Origin of the sequence: Nonomuraea sp. NPDC052129 (assembly GCF_040680095.1) — a bacterium.
Classification (GTDB): Bacteria; Actinomycetota; Actinomycetes; order Streptosporangiales; family Streptosporangiaceae; genus Nonomuraea.
Window position 1 is genome coordinate 147,940 of sequence record NZ_JBFAVX010000006.1, and the last position, 18,370, is coordinate 166,309.

The following is an 18,370-nucleotide window of genomic DNA, read 5'->3' on the forward strand; positions in this document are numbered from 1 at the left end:
CCCCCGCTCAGAAGACCAGCACCGCTCAGCTGACCAGCGCCCCTCAGAGCACGTCGATCCACTCGAAGCCGTTCTTGAACGTCAGCTGGGCCAGGGCCCGCTGCCCCTGGGCGTTGGGGTGGAAGTAGTCCCACTTGCTGATGTGGTCGAGCGTGAACGGGTAGGCGAACACCGCGCCCCCATCCGTTCGGCACGCGGTTCCCAGCGTCGCGCACGCCTCGGCGGCCTCGTGGTTGTAGGCCATCACCCGCGCCCGCACCCTGGCCCGCCGCGCCACGTCCGCGGGCTTGGCCGACGAAGGGGAGGCCAGCATCGTGGGGCAGATCCGGCCGAGCGTCCAGAACGTGCGGGCCAGCGCGTTGCTCTTGCCGACCTGCCACAACCGGCGCAGGTCGGGAATGCTGGCGAAGAACACCCTGACCCCCGGCACCCCGGCCCGCAACTCCGCCAGAGCCGCGTCGAGCCGCTGCCGGTAGACCCGCACGGGCGTCATGTCCTTCTCCGCCGGCTTGCAGGCGTCCTGGGCGCCGATGAGGATTGTGACGTATGTCGCCTTGGCGGTGATCGCCTGCTTCACCTGACCCATCAGGTCCGCGCTCGTCGACCCGGGCACCGCGAAGTTGCGATTGTGCCCCATGATCGACCGGCTCAGCCCGGCCAGCCGCAGGTAATGGCTGGTCACCTCGGCGTTGTCCCCCGCCGACCAGGAGCGGGAGGTGCACGAGACGTACCAGCCGCACGCGTTGAACCCCGCCGAGACCGAGTCTCCCAACGCCGCCATGACCTCCGGGACGGGCTCCGCCGAGGACGACGCGTGTGCCGTACCGGAACCGAGAAGAACGAGGGCAGCGGCGAAGAGGGGTGCGAGACGAGTGATCATGCGGCCCAAAGTAGGGATGGGCGCGGAGGCCGACTATGTCGTCAAGGCAACATCTGCCATCTCGGGACCGTGTTCATATCGCTGCTTGACAGTCCTCGTCCGATGAGGATGCTCCGAATATCATGCGGGTTCCCCCTTTATCTGGGTTCATTGACCGTAACCGGTCATTCACGGGGGTCCCAGTCGAACGTGTTCAGTTCCCGCATAGAGTGTCTGGGTGAGTGTCGCGCTCGGAACCACCCGCCCGCTACCGGTTCGCACCGCCCCCATAGGTGACCCCGGTGACCTGCTGGCCTCCCTGCCCCGGACCGCCGCCCCCTATGCCTGGATCCGGCACGGCGAAGGACTCGTCGGCTGGGGTGAGGCCGCGCGGGTGGCCGTTCCCGCAGGTCCCGACCGGTTCGCCTGGGCGAGCCGGTGGCTCGCCGACCTCTTCGGCGACGCCCACATGGACGGCTACTTCGACGGTCCCGGCGGGATGCCCGGCGTCGGGCCCGTCGCCTTCGGCTCCTTCACCTTCGACGAGAACGCCGCCGGCTCCGTCCTCGTCGTGCCGCAGGCGGTGCTCGCCCGGCGCGACGGCCGCGCCTGGCTCACCACCATCGGCGACGCGCGCCTCGAACCCCTCACGCCCGTACGCGATCCGGGCCGCATCAGCTACGGCGACGGCAGCCTGTCCGCCCCCGAATGGGAGCATGTCGTCGCCCAGGCCACCCGGCGCATCCGCGAGGGCGAGCTGGAGAAGGTCGTCCTGGCCCGCGACCTGATCGCCACGGCCGAGCGGCCGATCGACGTACGCCTCCTGCTCGACCGCCTCGCACAGCGCTATCCCGACTGCTACACCTTCTCCGTCGCCGGCCTGGTCGGCGCCACCCCCGAGTTGCTCATCCGGCGCACCGGCAAGGAGATCGAGTCGCTCGTCCTGGCCGGCACCACGCCGCGCGGCACCGGTCCGGCCGACGACCTGGCGCGCGGCGCGGCGCTGTTCGCCTCGGCCAAGGACCGGCACGAGCACGAGTGCGCGATCGCGTCCGTACGCGAGACGCTCGCCCCGCTGTGCTCGTCGCTGCAGACGCCCGACGAGCCTGAACTGCTCATGCTGCCCAACGTCCAGCACCTGGCCAGCCACGTCACCGGGCGCCTGGCCGACGGCGCGTCAGTGCTTGACGTGGTCGCCGCCATGCACCCGACCGCGGCCGTCGGCGGCACGCCCACCGACACCGCCATCAAGGTGATCCGGGAACTGGAGGGGATGGATCGCGCGGGCTACGCGGGTCCGGTCGGGTGGATCGACGCGCACGGGGACGGGGAGTGGGGGATCGCGCTGCGGTCGGGGATCGTCCGGGGGCGCCGGGCGCGCCTGTTCGCGGGTGCCGGCATCATGGGCGACTCCGACCCGAGCTCCGAACTCGCCGAGGCGCAGGCGAAGTTCCGCGTGATGCAGTACGCCCTCGAGGGATGACGTTCCTGGTTGCTGTTACGGCGTTGTTCTTAACCGGCTACGTGGATTCTGTTGCCCGGTGTCACCTGAGCCCTGCCCGCGGTCAGGGTGGCCAGCCAGTCCGTGAAGGCGGCCGTCTCGTCGTCCGCCACCGCCACCGTGAAGACGACCTTGCTGCCATAGGACACCTCCCTGATGGGGTGTCTCGATGCCCGTAGGTCGTTCTCTATGCGGCCCGCCTGGTCGTGGGCCACTGTTACGTCGATGAGCGTCGCCGGGATCATGCGGATCGGTACCGCCTGGTCCAGGGTCTCGGTCACCGCGGAGCTGTAGGCGCGGACCAGGCCGCCGGCGCCAAGGAGGGTGCCGCCGAAGTAGCGGGTCACCACCGCCACCACGTCGTTGAAGCCCCGGCCGGTCAGGGCCTGGAGCATGGGGGTGCCCGCCGTGCCGCCTGGTTCGCCGTCGTCGTCGCCCTTCCGGTCGTCGCCGATCACGTAGGCCGTGCAGTTGTGAGAGGCGCTCGGGTGCAGGTGGCGGCGCTCGGCGATGAAGGCCGAGGCTTCCGCGGGTGTCCTCGCCGGGGCGACCGCGCAGACGAAACGGGAGCGGCGGGCCTCCGTCTCGTGCTCGATGGCGGCGCTGAGGGTGAGGTAGGAGGACACGTCCACAGATTAGTGCTCGCCGGACAGACCGTCGGGGCTGGCATACTCCGCGTCATGGGCTGCGGCTGCTCTCCGCTGATGCGGGTGCCGAAGGCGAGCCCACGCCACGAGACTGGTCCATCTGCCGCCATTCACGGCGCAACCCGGTCAGCCCGATGGTGAGGAAGTAGGCCGCCCCGCACACGACCAGCACCGGCGACAGTCCGGCGGCGGCCACCGCCGCGCCGGCCATGAGCCCGCCCAGCGGAATCCCAGCCCAGGCCAGCGAGTCTCCCAGCGCGTTGACCCGCCCCAGCAGCCGGCGCGGCACCCGCTCGAACAAGATCGCGCCCAGAATCGGGTTGATGAGCCCTCCGCCGAGCCCGCTCACCGCGAACACGACCAGCATCATCCACACCGGCGCGTCCATCGCCAGGACCAGGTACCTCGGCGGCCCCGCCACCAGGAAGGCCACGAAGAACACCGCCCGGCGCCGCATCCGGTGCGCCACCGCGGCGGCCACCAGACTCCCGCCGACCGCCGCCAACCCCATGACGGCGCTGTTCAGCCCGATCACGGCGGGGCCGTGGCCGGACTCCCGGGCCCACACCGGCACGAGTACCTGGGCGAACGCGGCGTCCAGCAGGTTCGTCACGGCGACCATGAGGGTGAGGGCCAGCAGTATCGGCTCGGCGCGCAGAAAGGCGACCCCCTCGGCGAACCGCCGCCAGTAGCCAGCCGCCAGCTCGCCCTCACCGCCCGCCGAATCACGGACCGGGCCCTCGCCAGGTTCCCGTACGGGGTTCAGGCCGTTCTGAGGGTCTGGCGTCTGGGCGGGGATCGGGGCGCCCGCGTACGGTGCCTGCGCTAGCGCCCACATGATGACGACGGACCCGAGCGCGAAGCAGGCCCCGCTGACCGCCAGCCCCACCAGCGGACCGGCCAGCGCCACCAGTGCCCCGCCCATCGCCGGACCCAAGGTGGCGGCCAGCCGTTCGGTCACGCCCGACAGTGCGGCGGCCCGCTCCAGCGGTATCCGGCCACGTTCGGCCGCCTCCGGCACCATGATCTCCTTGGCCAGGTCGCCGGGCCCGCGAGCCGCGCCGATCAGCGCCACCAGCCCGAGCAGCACCGGGAAGGCCAGCAGATCGAGCGCGTGCAGCAGAGCCACGGCCCCGGCGCCGGCGGCACTCACCACCTCGGCGACCCACGAGACCCGGCGCGGGCCCAGGTGATCGACCAGTGGCCCGGCGAGCAGCTTGACCAGGACGTACGGCGCCATCTCGCAGAAGGCCACGAGCCCGGTCATGGCGGCGCTGCCGGTCGTGACGAGCACGAACCACGGCAGCGCGATGGCCGACACCCGAGTGCCGGTCAGCGACATCGCCATGGCGGCCAGGACACCGGCCAGCGGGCGTAAAGACCGTCCGGTCACAGGAGGAGTCATGACGGATCCGGCTCCGATCCGGCCGGCTCCGGCAGAAAGTGCATGACCAGCGACACGCGTTCGGCACCCTCGGCCGTCTGCTCGGACGCGTCGCGCCGGTAGCGGTCGATCACGGACAGCAACTCCTCACGCATCCGCCCCGCCTCGTCCGGAGTGAGGCGGAGCGCCCAGTGGCTGATGTCGAAGGCGTCGAACCAGGGGCGGGGCATGGTCTGCAGTTCGTTCAGCGCACGCTGTGTCAGCAGGCTGTGCGCGGCGGCCACGGACCGCAGGTACGCCATCAGCGCCTCGGGCTCCTGCCTGGCCACGTCGCTGGAGGTCAGCCGGGTCACCTCGTGCACCGCGCGCCACCACCGCTCCCGCGCGTTCCCGCGTCCGGTGTCCTCCTCGACGAAGCCCGCCGCCGCCAGCCTGCGCAGGTGGTAGCTGGCCGTACCGGAGTTGACGCCGAGGCGCTCGGCCAGCCGGGTGGCCGTCGAAGGACCGTACTTGCGCAGCAACTGGACCAGTTCCACCCGCACCGGGTGGGCGAGGGCCCGCAGGCCCTTGGCATCGAGAACTACGACTGACGTCATGCCCCCACCCTAGATTGCCAACAGTTCTTCGCAAAGAGTCCTTCGCGAAGAGATGTTGGCAATCGCCTGGCTTCGCCGTCTGCCTTTACGTTGTAGATTTACTGGCGTGGTAAAGTGCGATTGTGAATCCCCCCTTCACACCCCTCGCCCCTGAAGACCCTCCCGAGATCGGCGGCTACCGTCTGGTGGCGCGGCTGGGAGCCGGTGGCATGGGGCAGGTCTACCTCGCCAGCACCCAGAGCGGCAGGCGTCTGGCCGTCAAGGTGATCCGTGCCGAATACACCGGCGACCCCGAGTTCCGGCGGCGCTTCCAGCAGGAGGTCGCCGCGGTCCTGCGGGTGCAGAGCCTCTACACCGCGCCGGTCGTCGACGCCGATCCCCATTCCAGGACACCCTGGCTGGCCACCGCCTACGTACCCGGGCCCTCGCTTGACAAGGCCGTCGCCCAGCACGGCCCGCTCCCGCCCCAGACGGTCCTGACCATGGTCTGCGGCGTGGCGGAGGCGCTGCAGGCCATCCACACCGTGCAGGTGGTGCACCGCGACCTCAAGCCCTCGAACGTACTGCTGTCCCCCGAGGGTCCCCGCGTCATCGACTTCGGCATCGCCAAGGCCGTCGACGCGACCCCGCTGACGGGCACGGGCATCCGCATCGGCACGCCGCTGTTCATGGCTCCCGAACAGGCGCTCGGGCATCCTGCCGCGCCGCCGGTCGACGTGTTCGCGCTGGGCGGTCTGGCGTTGTTCGCGGCGACCGGCCGTACGCCGTTCGGTGAAGGCCCCGACCCGGCGGTGCTCTATCGCGTGGTGCATGACGAGCCGCAGCTCGACGGCTGCCCACCGGAGCTGCGCGACCTGATCGCCCGCTGCCTGGCCAAGGACCCCGCGCACCGGCCGACGCCACGCGCCCTGGTCGCCGAGCTCGAACGCTACGCGCAGCCCGGCCCAGGGCCCGAGTGGCTGCCGCCGCCTCTCACGCATGCCCTGCCCGCCTACGCGGCCCCGCCCTCCCCTCCTCCGGTCCGCGCGCGCCGCACGTTCGGGTTCGGCGTCGTGGCGGGTGCGGCCGTGGCCGCCGCGGTGGTCGCGGCGGCCGTCACGGCCGTGCTGATCAGGCCGGGCGCCGCCGACGGCACTCCGCTCGCTCAGCCCGCCGCGACCGTCACGGTCACCCAACAGGCACCCGCGCGTACGACCCCCACCGGAGCGACACCCGACACCGGGGAAACCACGCCGAGTCCCGGGGGCACGGCGACCGAGGGCTCGGTGGCCGGGGCGAAGGCGGGCACGCTGCTCGGCACGTACAAGGGCATCGACGTGACCCGCTACTACGGGGTCAACTTCACCGACGACCCCACGCACCCGACGAAGAACGAGGGCGACGTCAGATACGGCGCCATCGGCCTCGACGCGGACAAGATGGCCGTGCTCGACTCCGGACAGACCGGCACCTATCAGGCGTGCGTCGACAACACCAAGTACATGGACACCTACGAAGCCGAACAGGCCAAAGGCAGACTGGTGTGCGTCTTCGGCCAGAGCACGATCGGTCTCGTCAAGGTGACAAAGGTCAGCGAAGGTGACAGTGACTACATCACTATGGACCTGACAGTCTGGCAGCGCTGACGCCTACTCTTGAAGTCATGTCCGTGACGCCCTTGCGGGGCGGGCCGGCGCGCGAGGCCGAGTTACTCGGCGTCGTGCTCGATGTGCTGCGCGAAACCGGCTACGACCGGCTGACCATCGACGCCGTGGCCGCACGCGCGAAGGCGGGCAAGCACACCGTCTACCGGCGCTGGCCGTCCAAAGCGGAATTGGTGGTCGCGGCATTCGTCAACGCCGTCTCCACCACGCCGGTGGCGCCCGACACGGGTGAGCTGCGGGCCGATCTGCTCGGGCTGATGGAGTCGCTGGTGGGCGAGCTGGCCCGGCTGGGCGACGTTGTCGCCGGACTGGTCGGGGAGATCCTGCACAACGCCGACCTGGCGCGCGCGGTGCAGCAGAACTACGTCGCGACGCGCCGCCGGTTGACGCTGGAGGTGTTCGAGCGGGCCTGGGCCAGGGGCGAGCTGTCCCGCAGCGCCGACACCGACCTGCTGTGGCAGGTGGGCCCGGCGGTCCTGTTCTTCCGGGCACTGGTGAGCGGCGAGCCCGTCGACAGCGAGCTGGCCCGGCGACTCGTGGACCACGTCGTGCTACCCCTCGCACTCAACCGCCGATAGCGTCTCTGATCAGCCCTCGCTAGGCCCGCCGCCGGGCCCGATACGCGCTGGCCTTGGCGCGGTTCTGGCACGACAGCCCGCAGAACCGCCGCGAGGCGTTACGCGTCACGTCGAAGAAGACCAGCGAGCACCCCTCCGCCTCGCACGACCGGAGCCGCACCCCCTGCCCCACCCCGATCACCATGGCCAGCGCGGTGCCGATGTCGGCGGCCCAGGCGTCGACCAGTGAGGCCCCCGGCTGGTGGAAGGCCAGCATGGGCGGCTCTCCGCTCAGGTGGGCGACGGCCGCGTACCGTACCAGCAGCGCGTTGAGCGACGCGACGGAATCGGGACCGCCGCCGAAGACGGGCCGCAGCTCGGCGGCCACCGCCGCCAGGTGGTCGGCGTCGGCGGCGGTCGGCGCCCCGGCGGGCGGCCGTTCGAGGCGGGCCGTGGCATCGAGTACGGCGGCACGGCGCGCGGCTCCGCCGGCCGGCGGCTCAAGATCGCGCCCATGCGCCTCGCCCACGGCCAGGACGTTCACCAGGAGGACGGCGAGCTCCACCCACCGGCCAACATAACTGTCTATTTGCGATTGACCAGTGATGCGCCAGGAGTCTATCGTCACTGTCATAGCGTACCTAGGCAGTGAGGAATCGGCATGTCCATCGATGGCAGACTCGCCCGACGCATGTGGCACCAGCTGGAGCCGATCCACGCGGCGCTGTACTTCTCCCCCCAGTCCTTCGAGGAGGCGGCGGCGATCGGCTACGACGTGGAGTCGCGCTGGCCGAGCTACTTCGCCTACCGCACCGCGCCGTTGGGCCGCGCGGGCACGAACCTGGCCTTCGCCACCTATTACAGCTTCAGCCCGCGGACGATCGCCGAACACGTTCCGGCCGTCTGGGACACCGCGAGCCCCGCAGAGGTACTGCGAGCCCGCCTTCGGGCCGTGGACCGTACCTATCGGACCCTGCTCGGCGACGGGATCGGGGCGCTCGGCGAGGCCGCCGAGCTGGCCCGGCGGGTGGCGGAGAGCGTGACGGTGGGCGGACGGCCGTTCGCCGCCGCCAACCTGGACCTGCCCTGGCCCGATGAGCCGCACCTGGCGCTCTGGCACGCCGCCACCGTGCTGCGCGAGCATCGCGGCGACGGCCATCTGGTGGCGCTGCAGGCGGCGGAGCTGGACCCGTGTGAGTCGCTGGTCTCCCTGGCCGCGATCGGCGGCGCCCCGGTGGCCAACTTCGCCGGGCGCGGCTGGAGCGAGAGCGAGTGGGCCTCAGCCCAGGACCGGCTGGCCGGGCGCGGCCTGGTGGACACCGAGGGCCAGGCCACCGACCAGGGCCGGGCACTGCGCGACCAGGTCGAGCGGATGACCGACGACCTGGCCGCCGACCCGTGGCGGCAGTTGGGCGAGCAGCGCGCCGATCGGCTGGCTCAGCTCATCCAGCCGGTCCTGGGAGCCGTCTTCGAGGCGGGCATCCTCCCGATGACCAGCACGCTCGGCATCGCCACCGTGAAGGCCCCCGACTGACCGGGCGTACCCTCCCCGAGCGGCCCGCCCGGTCAGAAGCCGGGCGCGGGCCGCCAGATGCTGATCTCGGTTGCGACGAGGGGCCGGAAGCGGTGCGGCCCCATCGGCACCGTGGTGTTCGTCACGTGCCCGTAGAATCCGCCTGTGAGTCGTGACGAGGAGGCCGTGCGCCACACGGTCGAGCGGATGGCGCGGATCTTCTCCGACTGGGGCTTGCCGCCCATGGCCGCGCGAGTGCTGTTCACGATGATGGCGGCCGAGGAGCGGACGCTGACGGCCGCCGAGCTCGGCGAGCGGCTCGGCGTCAGCCCGGCCGCCATCTCCGGCGCGGTGCGTCTGCTCACGCAGATGCACCTGGTGGTGCGCGAGCCGGTGCCCGGATCCCGCCGTGACGTCTACCGCCTGCCCGACGACGCCTGGTACGAGCTCACGCTGACCAAGATGCCGATCTTCCGGCAGATCACCGGCGAGGTGTCGGCCGCGGTCGAGGCGGTCGGCGGCGACGACACCGCGGCCGGCGCGAACCTGGCCAGAATGCGCGACTACTTCGAGTTCGTGGAGCGGGAGTTGCCCCAGCTCCTCGACAAATGGCGCGCACGCTGAAGAGCCGAACGCTAGCCCCTGCCGTACTTCTTGTGCACGGCCTGCTTGCTCACCCCGATCGCGTTGGCGATCTGCGCCCACGGCAGCCCGGCCACCCTGGCCCGGCGCACCTGAACCGCCTCCATGCGCTCGAGTTCGTGCCGCAACGCGGTGGTGGCCTGCAGTGCTAGCAGTGGATCCTCGTCCTGCGCCTGCCGCATCAGCGTCGCCAGGTCGTTCGTCATTCCCTTAACGTAATCCCCTTAACGTCGTCCTGCGGCCCGTCATCGCGAATCCAGGACGAGCCTCAGGCCGAGGCCGATGAGGACGACGCCGGAGATCTGCTCCAGCCGCCGCCTGACCGCCGGGCGCCCCAGAAACGCCTTGGCCTTGGCGACGGTCCAGATGAGCAGGCCGTACCAGAGCAGGTCCACGAGCACCCAGACGACGGCGAGCGTGACCAGGGTGAGCGGGACGTTCTGCCCGCGCGGCACGAACTGCGGCAGGAACGACATCGCGAACACCGCCGCCTTCGGATTGGCCAGGCAGGTCCCGAATCCGGCCAGGAACGACCTGCGCCGCCCGCTGACCGCGTCCACCTCGACCGGCGGCGCGTCCTTGCGGCGGGCCTGCCAGAGCGACTGCGCGCCCATCACGACCAGCAGGACCGCGCCCGCGACGCGCATCACGTCGTAGGCCACCTGCGAGGCCAGCACCAGCGCCGACAGGCCGAACGCGGCGGCCAGCCCCCAGATCAGGATGCCGGCCTCGTTGCCGAGAGTGGCGGCCAGGCCGGAGCCGCGCCCGGCCCGCAGGGTCTGTCTGAGAATGATCGCGGTGCTGACCCCGGGAACCATCGCCACCAAGATGCACGCGCCAACGAATGCGATGAGATACATGTGGGGCATCGTGGCAGAATCGCCCGGATTCAGCCGTAGATTTTTCCGAGCTCCGCGATCGCCTCGGCCATCAGCGCGCGCAGTTCGGGGGGTCCCAGCACCTCGACGCTCGCCCCGAGCCGCAGCAGCAGCCAACGAGCGTGCGTGAGCGACTCGATCGGTACGGTGAGCGTGCGCCAGCCCTCCGCGTCGGGCTCGCCGCCCTCGGCCAGGGCGGCGGTGACGACGTCGTTGCCCATTGTGTACGCGAGCAGGCTGTCGGTGCCGGGGGCGACCTTGATGACGGCCTCGGCGGTGTACATGCGCTCGCGGAACTCGCGCGAATAGTCCTGCCAGAAATCACCTAGGTCGAAGCCCTCGGGCCGGTCGAACCCGCCGGGCAGGGTCTCCAGCGTCAGGATGCGCGCCACCCGATAGGTGCGCGGCGTCTGCCCGTCGGGGGCGGCGATCAGGTACCAGGAGCCGCCCTTGAGCACGAGCCCGTAGGGGTTCACCTCGCGCTCGACATCCTGTTGGCCCCAGCGCCGGTAGGTCATCCGCAGCCGCCGCTGCTCCCAGACCGCCGCGGCCACCTCGCTGAGGTGCGGCACGTCGTCCGCGTCGCGATACCAGCCGGGTACGTCCATCAGGAAGCGCTCGCGCATCCGGGAGGCGTGCGAGCGCGGCTCGGGCGGCAGCGCGGCCAGCAGTTTCAGCTCCGCGCTCGCCACCACCTCCGACAGCCCCAGCTCGGCCGCGGGCCCGGGAAGACCGGCCAGGAACAGCGACGACGCCTCTTCTGCCGTCAGCCCGGTCAGCCGGGTGCGGTAGCCGTCGAGCAGTTGGTAGCCGCCCGCCGGGCCGCGATCGGCGTAGACCGGAACCCCGGCGGCCGACAGCGCCTCGACGTCGCGATAGACGGTCCTGACCGACACCTCCAGCTCCGCGGCCAGGTCGGTGGCGGTCATCCGGCCGCGCGCCTGCAGGAGCAGCAGGAGGGAGAGCAGACGGCTGGCGCGCATGGCCCCATTGTATTGCGCACATTATTCGTGTTTGTATGAACACATGGAACGTGTGATGTCCATCATGAACGCCCTCCGCACCCACGACAGCGTCTCGGTCGCCGAGCTGGCCGCCGAGCACGGCGTGTCGGAGATGACGATCCGCCGTGATCTGGACGAGCTGGCCCAGCAGGGCGTACTCCGCCGGGTCAGAGGCGGCGCTCTGTCGCTGCTGCTGCGCGGCGAGGAGCCGCCGTTCGGCGTGCGGGAGCGCGAGGCGGTCGAGACCAAGCAGCGGATCGGCGCCGAGGTGGCCGGGCTGATCGCCGACGGCGAGGCGGTGCTGCTCGACGGCGGCACGACCGCGCTGGAAGTGGCGCGCGCGCTGCTGGACCGCCGGCTCACCGTGCTGCCGCTGGCGCTCCAGTCGGTGTCACTGCTGGCCGCGGCGCCGCGCGTACGTCTGGTGCTGCCCGGCGGAGAGGTACGGCAGGGCGAGCTGAACTTCATGGGCCCCCTGACCGAGACCTCCATCAAGGCCCTGCGCTTCGACACGGCGGTGATCGGCTGCTGCGGCCTGTCCGCCGAGCACGGGCTGACCGCCCACGACCTGCCGGAGGTGGCCGTCAAGCAGGCCGCCATCGCCGCCGCCAGGCGGGTGATCGTGGCGTGCGACTCGGGCAAGTTCGCCAGGACGGCGTTCGGCGCGGTCTGCCCGATCTCGCGGCTCGACGTGGTGGTGACCGACGACGGCATTCCGCGCGGGCAGCACGACGCCCTGGCGGCCGCCGGGGTCGCCGTCCGTCTCGTCCAGGAGTCCCAGTGAAGCGTTCCCGGGTCGCCGTTCGTCTCGTTCAGGAGTCGCCGTTGAACCGCGCCCGAGTCACCGACCGTCTCGCTCAGGAGTCGCCGTGAGCCGCGCGCGGGTCGCCGTTTATTTGCTGTTCTTCCTCGCCGGGGCCGCCGTGGGCACCTGGACGGCCCGGATTCCGGCCATCAAGGAGAACCTCGGGCTGAGCGACGGGCGGCTGAGCCTGGCGCTGCTGGCCATCGCCGCCGGAGCGGTGGTGGGCATGCAGGCGGTCGGCCGCCTCGTCGACCGCTACGGCAGCAGCCGCGTCATGATCCCGGCGGCGCTGCTCCAGGGAGTCGTGCTCGTCCTGCCCGCCTACGCCGCGAACCTGGGCACGCTGGCCGCGGCGCTGTTCGGGTTCGGCGTGGTGCACGGGGTGCTGGACGTCTCGATGAACGCCAACGCGGTGGAGGTGGAACGCGCATGGGGACGGCCGATCATGTCGTCCTTCCACGCGGTGTTCAGCATCGGCGGGTTCGCCGGCGCCGCGGCCGGTGGGCTGTTCGCGCACCTGGCGCTCTCCCCCGCCGTCACGTTCCTGTCCGTCGGGGTGGTGATCGCGCTCCTGGCCGCGTGGGCGGCGGCCTGGGCGCTACGCTCCCGCCCTGCCCCGGTGATCTCGGCCGACGGGGTACGCCCGGGACTGCCCAAGGGCATCCTCTTCCTCGGCGTGCTGGCTTTCTGCTGCCTGGTGGGCGAGGGCGCGGCGGCCGACTGGAGCTCGGTCTACCTGCGGGAGGACCTGGCCGCGTCCGCGGGGTTCGCGGCGGCGGGATATGCGGCGTTCTCCATCATGATGACGGCCGGACGCCTGGCCGGGGACCGGCTGGCCGCCCGCTTCGGGCCGGTGGCGCTGGTGCGCGGGTGCGGGCTGCTGGCCGCCGCCGGGCTGGGACTGGCCCTGACGATCGGGCATCCGGTGGCGGCGGTGGCCGGGTTCGGGTGCTTCGGGGCGGGGTTGTCGTGCATCGTGCCGCAGGTGTTCTCCGCCGCCGGGCATCGTGACCCGGCGTTCGCGGGGCGAGCGCTGGCGAGGGTGGCGAGCGTCGGCTATCTGGGGTTCCTGTCCGGGCCGGTGCTCATCGGAGGCATCGCCGAACTCTCCGGGCTGCCGCGGGCGCTGGCCGTACCGGCGCTGCTGGCCGCTTTCGTGGCGCTGGCCGCGACCGCGCTGCGCACTCGTACGACCGAGCCGGTCGGATCCTGAGCGGTCGGGTCGGGTCGGTCGAGTCTGGACCGGTCGGGTCGGGACCGGTTGCCGGTTGGGTCCTAGCCGAACTGCTGCCAGCCCAGCCTGATCACCATGGCCACCACCACGCACAGCAGCACGACGCGGACGAAGCCCGTGCCGCGCTTGAGCGCCATGCGGGCGCCCAACTGCGCGCCCGCCACGTTGCAGACGGCCATCCCCAGGCCCAGCCCCCACAGCAGATGCCCCTGCCAGCCGAACACGAACAGCGCGCCCAGGTTGGTCCCGGTGTTGATGATCTTCGCCGAGGCGGAGGCCGACACGAAGTCGAGCCCGAGGATCGTGGTGAACGCGATGATCAGGAACGTCCCCGTACCCGGCCCCATGATGCCGTCGTAGAAGGCGATGCCCACGCCCGCGATCATCACGGCCGCCACGACGCGGCCTTTCGTCCGCAGATGGGGCTGCGGCACCGCGCCCATAGCCGGACGCAGCGTCACGAAGGCGGCCACACCGACCAGCACCACCATCACGGCGGGGCGCAACACCTCGGCCGAGATCGCGGCCGCGGCCAGGGCGCCCAACCCGGCGCTGACCACGGCCAGCCCCACGCCGGGCAGCGCGACCGCCCGATCCAGCTTGGTGGTGCGCGCGTAGGTCACGGCGGCCGAGGCGGTGCCGAAGACGGAGGAGAGCTTGTTGGTGGCCATCGCTTGTACGGGCGGTATGCCCGTCACCATCACCGCGGGCAGCTGCACCAGCCCGCCACCGCCCACGACGGCGTCGACCCAGCCCGCGCACAGGGCAGCCGCCAACACCAACACCACATGCTCCAGCGGCACGCCACTCCCCCGATTTCCCCCGAGAACCGCCAGAAGCGTATATGTCCTGCTTTCGCAGTCGGTCAGGTGGGATGCCCCTTTGGTCCCGAAGGGCTCGGGCGGCCGCTACACACAAGGCTCAAGCAGGCCGCCCCGCACGTCCTCGTCCTCGTCCTCGTCATCGCCTGGCGCCAGCGAGCGGCTGTCGGTGTCCGCTTCCGCGCTTCAGCGGACGACTGTCGGTGACCGGTTCCGCGCTTCAGCGGGCGTTGGTCAGTGTCCGTTTCCGGGAGGCGTAGATGTCGTCGATCAGGTTGTACGAGCGTGCCTGCTCGGCCGTGAAGATCCGGTCCCGCTCGATGTCCTTCCTGATCTCCAGGTCCGTCCTGCCCGTGTGCCTGGCCAGCATGGCCTCCTGCTGGTCGCGCATGCGCAGGATCTCCCTGGCGTGGATCTCCATGTCGCTCGACTGGCCCCGGCCGCCCTCAGTGGCGGGCTGGTGCAGCAGGATGCGGGCGTGCGGCAGGGCGGCGCGCTTGCCGGGCGTGCCCGCCGCCAGCAGGACCGCGGCGGCCGAGGACGCCTCGCCGATGCAGACGGTGTGGATCTCCGGCCGGACGAACTGCATCGTGTCGTAGATCGCCGTCATGGCGGTGAAAGAGCCGCCCGGCGAGTTGATGTACATGTTGATGTCCTGGTCGGGGTCGAGCGACTCCAGCGTCAGCAACTGCGCCATCACGTCATTGGCGCTGGTGTCGTCGATCGGCGTGCCCACGAAGATGACCCGGTCCTCGAACAGCTTGTTGTACGGATTCATCTCCTTCATGCCGTAAGAGGTGCGCTCGGTGAACGAGGGCAGCACGTAACGTCCGCTCATGTCAGTTCATCCCCTCGGCCAGGCGGTCGACGAATCCGTATTCGAGCGCCTCCTGCGCGGTGAACCAGCGGTCGCGGTCAGAGTCGGCCTGGATCTGCTCCAACGGCCGGCCGGTGTGCTGGGCGATGATCTCGGCCAGCCTGCGCTTGGTGTAGAGCAGGCTCTCCGCCTGGATCTGGATGTCGCTGGCCGAGCCGCCGATGCCGCCGAGCGGCTGGTGCATGACGATCCGCGCGTTGGGCAGCGCGTAGCGCTTGCCGGGGGCGCCGGCGCACAGCAGCAGCTGCCCCATGGAGGCGGCGAAGCCCATCGCGACCGTCGCGACGTCGCACGGGACGAACTGCATCATGTCGTAAAGAGCCATACCCGCGGTCACCGATCCGCCGGGCGAATTGATGTAAAGCGTTATGTCCCGATTCGGGTCCTCAGCCGCCAGCAAAAGGAGCTCGCCGCACAGTCGATTGCATATCTCGTCGTCGACCTCCTGGCCGAGAACAAGTATGCGCTCCTTCAGCAGGCGCTGACTTACCTGGTCAGGCCAGGCCGCGCGCTGGGTCTCCGTCATGGAATCGCCTTTCTCTCGAACTATTCAACGACGCTAGACCCGGACCGCCGGAATTCCAGCTCCTTTTCGCTGGGGGCGCATTCTTCTAAAGGCGCATTCCACCGAGAGCGAATAACCATCGACATACAATCGCAAGTGTGAGATGGAACCTGCCCCGGCGATGGGCGTGCCTGATCCTCGGCGGCGCGCTGCTGATGCCGTACATGATGGCCGGGGTCCTGACGTCGGGCCTGCTCCAGGGCCAGTCGGTCAATATGTTCCTGCCCGCCCAGCTCGGGGTGTTCGTAGCGGTGCTGCCGGTCGTGGCGCTGACCGGGCTGTTCCTGCCGGTACGAGCGCTGGAGGTGAGCGCCGCTCAAGGGCTGCTCGGCGTCGGCGTGGAGACGCCGCCCCGGCAGGCGCGCCGGTCGTGGGAGGAACGGTGGCGCACGACCGCCTGGTACACCCTCCACCTGGGAGTCGGCGGCGTGGCGAGCGGGTTCACGCTGGCCGGGATTCCGTTCACGGTCTTCACGTTCGCGGTGCCGTTCGCCGGCGGGCCCGCGCGCCTGCTGGGGTTCGACGTCGAGCCGGGCTGGGCGGCACTCTACTGGCCCCTGCTCGGGCTGGCCGTGCTGGGCGCGGTGGTGCTGGTGGCGGCCGGTGGGGGCGCCCTGCTGGCCCGGCTCGCCCCCGCGCTGCTCGGCCCCACCCCGGGCGAACGACTGGCCGCGGCCGAGCGTCAGGCCCGTACGCTGGCCGAGCGCAACCGCCTGGCGCGCGAACTGCACGACTCCGTCGGCCACGCCCTGAGCGTCGTCACCCTCCAGGCCGCCGCGGCCGGACGGGTGCTCGACCGCGACCCGGAGACGGCCAGGACGGCCCTGACGGCCATCGAGCAGTCGGCCCGCGCCGCCCTCGACGACCTCGACCACGTCCTCGGCGTCCTGCGCGACGGCTCCCCGCCCCCGGAGGCCGGGCCGCCGCAGGCGACGCTGGCCGATCTCGGCGACCTCGCCACCGCCACCGGCGCCGACGTGCGCCCCGAGGTGGGCGACCTGACCGGCGTGCCCGCCGTGGTCTCCAGGGAGGCCTACCGGATCGTCCAGGAAGCGCTGACCAACGCCATCAAACACGGTCAGGGGCCGGTACGCCTGGCCGTCGCCGTACAGGACGACGACCTGAGGCTGGAGATCACCAACAGGACCGCCGCGAACGGCGCCCGGTCAGGCGGCCGGGGTGTGACCGGTATGCGGGAGCGTGTCCGGCTGCTGCGCGGCGATCTGCAGGCGGGACCGGTGGAGGGCGGCTGGCGCGTGTCCGTCCGGCTGCCGCTACGGTCGGTTTCATGACGCTCAAGGTCGTGATCGCCGACGACGAGGACCTCATCCGGGCCGGTCTGCGGGTCATCATCGACGCCGAGCCGGGGCTGAGCGTGGTCGGCGAGGCCGGTGACGGTGCCGCGGTGGTGCCCGTGGTGCGCCGTGAGCGGCCCGACGTGGTCCTGATGGACGTACGCATGCCCGCCGTGGACGGCATCCAGGCCACCCGGCGCCTGGTGGCCATGGACGAGGCGCCCAAGGTGCTGGTGGTCACCACGTTCGAGAACGACGACTACGTCTACGAGGCGTTGCGGGCGGGCGCCAACGGGTTCCTGCTCAAGCGGACCAGGCCCGACGAGCTGGTCCACGCGATCAAGCTGGTGGCGGCCGGGGAGTCGCTGCTGTTCCCGGCGGCGATCCGGACGCTGGCCGGCCGTCAGTCCCCTGAGGCCCGGCCCGCCTCGGTGCCCGGCATCGGGCGGCTGACGGGCCGCGAGGGTGACGTGCTGCGGCTGATGACCAGGGGGCTGTCCAACGGCGAGATCGCCGCCGAGCTGGTCGTCAGCCAGGAGACCGTCAAGACGCACGTCGGCAACGTGCTCACGAAGCTGGGCGCGCGAGACCGCACCCAGGCCGTGATCGCCGCCTACGAGTCGGGCTTCGTCTCACCCCGTTGAGGTCACCCCGTTGAGATCTGGCCTCACCCGGCTAAGACGAAGCCTCGCCCCGCCGTACGAGCTGCGACAGCGGTAGTGCCGTGCTCTCCGCGACCGTCATCCCAGTGGCGGCCAGGTGTGCGTCCACGAGCCGCAACCCCACCGCATATCCCGCCATGTCCGGAATACCGCGAGGCTCCTGCCCGAACCGCGCCACGGTGGTGTCCCCCAGCACGTACGCGGACGTGAGGTGCATCCCCTCCAGATCGAAGTCGGCCATGATCTTCTCGTAGGCCCGCTCCAGCTCCTCGCCGCTAACCATCGACGACCACGGCCCCATGGCCTCGACCCCCGACAGCTCCCGTACGAACGCCTCCGCCAGCCCTTCGGAGATCACGTGCTCCCCCACCGTCGGATGCCACGGCACGTTGGTGTAGCGCGCCTGGTGGTGGAACTCGTGGACGGCACAGTGCGCGATCCTGCCGATGATCTCCTCCGACGGCCAGCCGAGCAGGTACAGCAGGCCAGGCGAGCTGCCCATCCCGTAGTAGCCGCCCGTGACCTTCATCAGCTGCTCACTGCCGGGATCGCCGAGCACGAACAGCACCCGCAACGAGTCGGGCAGCTTGAGGCCGGACAGCCGATCGGCGGCCCGGTGCAGCTCGCGCTCGATCTGCCCCAGGACGTCCGCCTCCATCATGGCGTGGAGCGCGGGCAGATAGCGCGGGTCCTCGGCGTCCACCCGGAAGCCGCTGCCCTGATGGTGGATGTCGACGATGTCGCCCGGCACCGGGATGACCTGGCGGATGGGCGCGAGCAGCTCGCGCAGCAGGTCGGGACGCCGCTGCAGCGGCTGCTCCAGCAGCTCGGCCATGGGCGTGAGCGTGTCTTGAACAATGAACTCCATGTCCAAGGACGCTAGGACC

Annotated in this window: 21 protein-coding genes; 9 read left to right on the forward strand and 12 right to left on the reverse strand. The window is 70.9% G+C overall.

What is annotated here, in order from left to right; translation table 11 throughout:
- Positions 1–43 precede the first annotated feature (43 nt).
- Positions 44–880, reverse strand: coding sequence for a GDSL-type esterase/lipase family protein (locus AB0L53_RS16640; protein ID WP_363993982.1), 837 nt, complete (start codon positions 878–880; stop codon positions 44–46).
- A gap of 217 nt (positions 881–1,097) precedes the next feature.
- Between AB0L53_RS16640 and AB0L53_RS16645 the strand changes: the two genes are divergently transcribed.
- The gene (locus AB0L53_RS16645) at positions 1,098–2,342 is read left to right on the forward strand and encodes an isochorismate synthase (RefSeq protein ID WP_363993985.1); all 1,245 of its coding nucleotides are present in this window, start codon (positions 1,098–1,100) and stop codon (positions 2,340–2,342) included.
- A gap of 29 nt (positions 2,343–2,371) precedes the next feature.
- On the opposite strand, the gene AB0L53_RS16650 is transcribed toward AB0L53_RS16645, so the two are convergent.
- From AB0L53_RS16650 to AB0L53_RS16660, 3 genes are read right to left on the reverse strand one after another with little or no spacing between them, the layout of a single operon-like run.
- Complete coding sequence (locus AB0L53_RS16650) at positions 2,372–2,986, reverse strand: YigZ family protein (protein ID WP_363993988.1); 615 nt, start codon at positions 2,984–2,986, stop codon at positions 2,372–2,374.
- Between the two features lie 52 nt (positions 2,987–3,038).
- A complete protein-coding gene (locus AB0L53_RS16655; protein ID WP_363993991.1) occupies positions 3,039–4,400 on the reverse strand; it encodes an MFS transporter in 1,362 nt (453 codons plus the stop codon).
- Positions 4,401–4,408: 8 nt separating this feature from the next.
- Entirely contained in the window at positions 4,409–4,987 is a 579-nt protein-coding gene (locus tag AB0L53_RS16660) for a helix-turn-helix domain-containing protein (protein ID WP_363993993.1), read from the reverse strand.
- Positions 4,988–5,109: 122 nt separating this feature from the next.
- On the opposite strand from AB0L53_RS16660, the gene AB0L53_RS16665 reads away from it, so the two are divergent.
- Together AB0L53_RS16665 and AB0L53_RS16670 are read left to right on the forward strand one after the other, a co-directional pair.
- Positions 5,110–6,612, forward strand: coding sequence for a serine/threonine-protein kinase (locus tag AB0L53_RS16665; RefSeq protein ID WP_363993996.1), 1,503 nt, complete (start codon positions 5,110–5,112; stop codon positions 6,610–6,612).
- A 17-nt stretch (positions 6,613–6,629) separates the two neighbouring features.
- A complete protein-coding gene (locus tag AB0L53_RS16670) occupies positions 6,630–7,208 on the forward strand; it encodes a TetR/AcrR family transcriptional regulator (RefSeq protein WP_363993999.1) in 579 nt (192 codons plus the stop codon).
- A 19-nt stretch (positions 7,209–7,227) separates the two neighbouring features.
- Here the strand turns inward: AB0L53_RS16670 and AB0L53_RS16675 are convergent, their stop codons facing one another.
- Positions 7,228–7,752, reverse strand: a complete 525-nt coding sequence (locus tag AB0L53_RS16675) for a CGNR zinc finger domain-containing protein (RefSeq protein ID WP_363994002.1) — start codon at positions 7,750–7,752, stop codon at positions 7,228–7,230.
- A 96-nt stretch (positions 7,753–7,848) separates the two neighbouring features.
- Between AB0L53_RS16675 and AB0L53_RS16680 the strand changes: the two genes are divergently transcribed.
- Together AB0L53_RS16680 and AB0L53_RS16685 are read left to right on the forward strand one after the other, a co-directional pair.
- The gene (locus AB0L53_RS16680; RefSeq protein ID WP_363994005.1) at positions 7,849–8,721 is read left to right on the forward strand and encodes a hypothetical protein; all 873 of its coding nucleotides are present in this window, start codon (positions 7,849–7,851) and stop codon (positions 8,719–8,721) included.
- Between the two features lie 144 nt (positions 8,722–8,865).
- Positions 8,866–9,324 carry a MarR family transcriptional regulator gene (locus AB0L53_RS16685; protein ID WP_358540905.1) on the forward strand — a complete coding sequence of 153 codons (459 nt, stop codon included), beginning with the start codon at positions 8,866–8,868 and terminating at the stop codon, positions 9,322–9,324.
- An 11-nt stretch (positions 9,325–9,335) separates the two neighbouring features.
- On the opposite strand, the gene AB0L53_RS16690 is transcribed toward AB0L53_RS16685, so the two are convergent.
- From AB0L53_RS16690 to AB0L53_RS16700, 3 genes are all read right to left on the reverse strand, one after another.
- Positions 9,336–9,548: a hypothetical protein gene (locus tag AB0L53_RS16690; protein WP_358540901.1), complete on the reverse strand. Its 213-nt coding sequence runs from the start codon at positions 9,546–9,548 to the stop codon at positions 9,336–9,338.
- Positions 9,549–9,587: 39 nt separating this feature from the next.
- Complete coding sequence (locus tag AB0L53_RS16695) at positions 9,588–10,160, reverse strand: LysE family translocator (protein WP_357952189.1); 573 nt, start codon at positions 10,158–10,160, stop codon at positions 9,588–9,590.
- 71 nt (positions 10,161–10,231) lie between these two features.
- Entirely contained in the window at positions 10,232–11,203 is a 972-nt protein-coding gene (locus AB0L53_RS16700) for a YafY family protein (protein ID WP_357951832.1), read from the reverse strand.
- 55 nt (positions 11,204–11,258) lie between these two features.
- Between AB0L53_RS16700 and AB0L53_RS16705 the strand changes: the two genes are divergently transcribed.
- Together AB0L53_RS16705 and AB0L53_RS16710 are read left to right on the forward strand one after the other, a co-directional pair.
- Positions 11,259–12,008 (forward strand): DeoR/GlpR family DNA-binding transcription regulator, encoded by a 750-nt coding sequence (locus tag AB0L53_RS16705; RefSeq protein ID WP_363994010.1) that lies wholly within the window; start codon positions 11,259–11,261, stop codon positions 12,006–12,008.
- Between the two features lie 85 nt (positions 12,009–12,093).
- Positions 12,094–13,242: an MFS transporter gene (locus AB0L53_RS16710; RefSeq protein ID WP_363994013.1), complete on the forward strand. Its 1,149-nt coding sequence runs from the start codon at positions 12,094–12,096 to the stop codon at positions 13,240–13,242.
- Positions 13,243–13,304: 62 nt separating this feature from the next.
- Here the strand turns inward: AB0L53_RS16710 and AB0L53_RS16715 are convergent, their stop codons facing one another.
- The 3 genes from AB0L53_RS16715 to AB0L53_RS16725 form a co-directional block, all read right to left on the reverse strand.
- The gene (locus AB0L53_RS16715; protein ID WP_363994016.1) at positions 13,305–14,066 is read right to left on the reverse strand and encodes a TSUP family transporter; all 762 of its coding nucleotides are present in this window, start codon (positions 14,064–14,066) and stop codon (positions 13,305–13,307) included.
- A gap of 238 nt (positions 14,067–14,304) precedes the next feature.
- Entirely contained in the window at positions 14,305–14,922 is a 618-nt protein-coding gene (locus AB0L53_RS16720) for an ATP-dependent Clp protease proteolytic subunit (RefSeq protein WP_363994019.1), read from the reverse strand.
- A gap of 1 nt (position 14,923) precedes the next feature.
- Positions 14,924–15,487 carry an ATP-dependent Clp protease proteolytic subunit gene (locus AB0L53_RS16725; RefSeq protein WP_363994022.1) on the reverse strand — a complete coding sequence of 188 codons (564 nt, stop codon included), beginning with the start codon at positions 15,485–15,487 and terminating at the stop codon, positions 14,924–14,926.
- A 137-nt stretch (positions 15,488–15,624) separates the two neighbouring features.
- On the opposite strand from AB0L53_RS16725, the gene AB0L53_RS16730 reads away from it, so the two are divergent.
- A complete protein-coding gene (locus AB0L53_RS16730) occupies positions 15,625–16,818 on the forward strand; it encodes a histidine kinase (protein ID WP_363994025.1) in 1,194 nt (397 codons plus the stop codon).
- Complete coding sequence (locus AB0L53_RS16735; RefSeq protein WP_363994028.1) at positions 16,815–17,465, forward strand: response regulator transcription factor; 651 nt, start codon at positions 16,815–16,817, stop codon at positions 17,463–17,465. The genes AB0L53_RS16730 and AB0L53_RS16735 overlap by 4 nt, the downstream gene beginning before the upstream one ends.
- Positions 17,466–17,496: 31 nt before the next feature.
- On the opposite strand, the gene AB0L53_RS16740 is transcribed toward AB0L53_RS16735, so the two are convergent.
- Positions 17,497–18,351, reverse strand: coding sequence for a DUF2268 domain-containing putative Zn-dependent protease (locus AB0L53_RS16740; protein ID WP_363994031.1), 855 nt, complete (start codon positions 18,349–18,351; stop codon positions 17,497–17,499).
- Positions 18,352–18,370 lie beyond the last annotated feature (19 nt).

What these genes read in the sequence shown, in the direction of transcription:
- AB0L53_RS16680 (WP_363994005.1), top strand. Translation starts at nt 7,849, where the DNA reads ATGTCCATCGATGGCAGACTCGCCCGACGCATGTGGCACCAGCTGGAG.
- AB0L53_RS16660 (WP_363993993.1), bottom strand. Translation starts at nt 4,987, where the DNA reads ATGACGTCAGTCGTAGTTCTCGATGCCAAGGGCCTGCGGGCCCTCGCC.
- AB0L53_RS16735 (WP_363994028.1), top strand. Translation starts at nt 16,815, where the DNA reads ATGACGCTCAAGGTCGTGATCGCCGACGACGAGGACCTCATCCGGGCC.
- AB0L53_RS16700 (WP_357951832.1), bottom strand. Translation starts at nt 11,203, where the DNA reads ATGCGCGCCAGCCGTCTGCTCTCCCTCCTGCTGCTCCTGCAGGCGCGC.
- AB0L53_RS16705 (WP_363994010.1), top strand. Translation starts at nt 11,259, where the DNA reads ATGTCCATCATGAACGCCCTCCGCACCCACGACAGCGTCTCGGTCGCC.
- AB0L53_RS16725 (WP_363994022.1), bottom strand. Translation starts at nt 15,487, where the DNA reads ATGACGGAGACCCAGCGCGCGGCCTGGCCTGACCAGGTAAGTCAGCGC.
- AB0L53_RS16690 (WP_358540901.1), bottom strand. Translation starts at nt 9,548, where the DNA reads ATGACGAACGACCTGGCGACGCTGATGCGGCAGGCGCAGGACGAGGAT.
- AB0L53_RS16670 (WP_363993999.1), top strand. Translation starts at nt 6,630, where the DNA reads ATGTCCGTGACGCCCTTGCGGGGCGGGCCGGCGCGCGAGGCCGAGTTA.
- AB0L53_RS16740 (WP_363994031.1), bottom strand. Translation starts at nt 18,351, where the DNA reads ATGGAGTTCATTGTTCAAGACACGCTCACGCCCATGGCCGAGCTGCTG.
- AB0L53_RS16640 (WP_363993982.1), bottom strand. Translation starts at nt 880, where the DNA reads ATGATCACTCGTCTCGCACCCCTCTTCGCCGCTGCCCTCGTTCTTCTC.
- AB0L53_RS16695 (WP_357952189.1), bottom strand. Translation starts at nt 10,160, where the DNA reads ATGGTTCCCGGGGTCAGCACCGCGATCATTCTCAGACAGACCCTGCGG.
- AB0L53_RS16720 (WP_363994019.1), bottom strand. Translation starts at nt 14,922, where the DNA reads ATGAGCGGACGTTACGTGCTGCCCTCGTTCACCGAGCGCACCTCTTAC.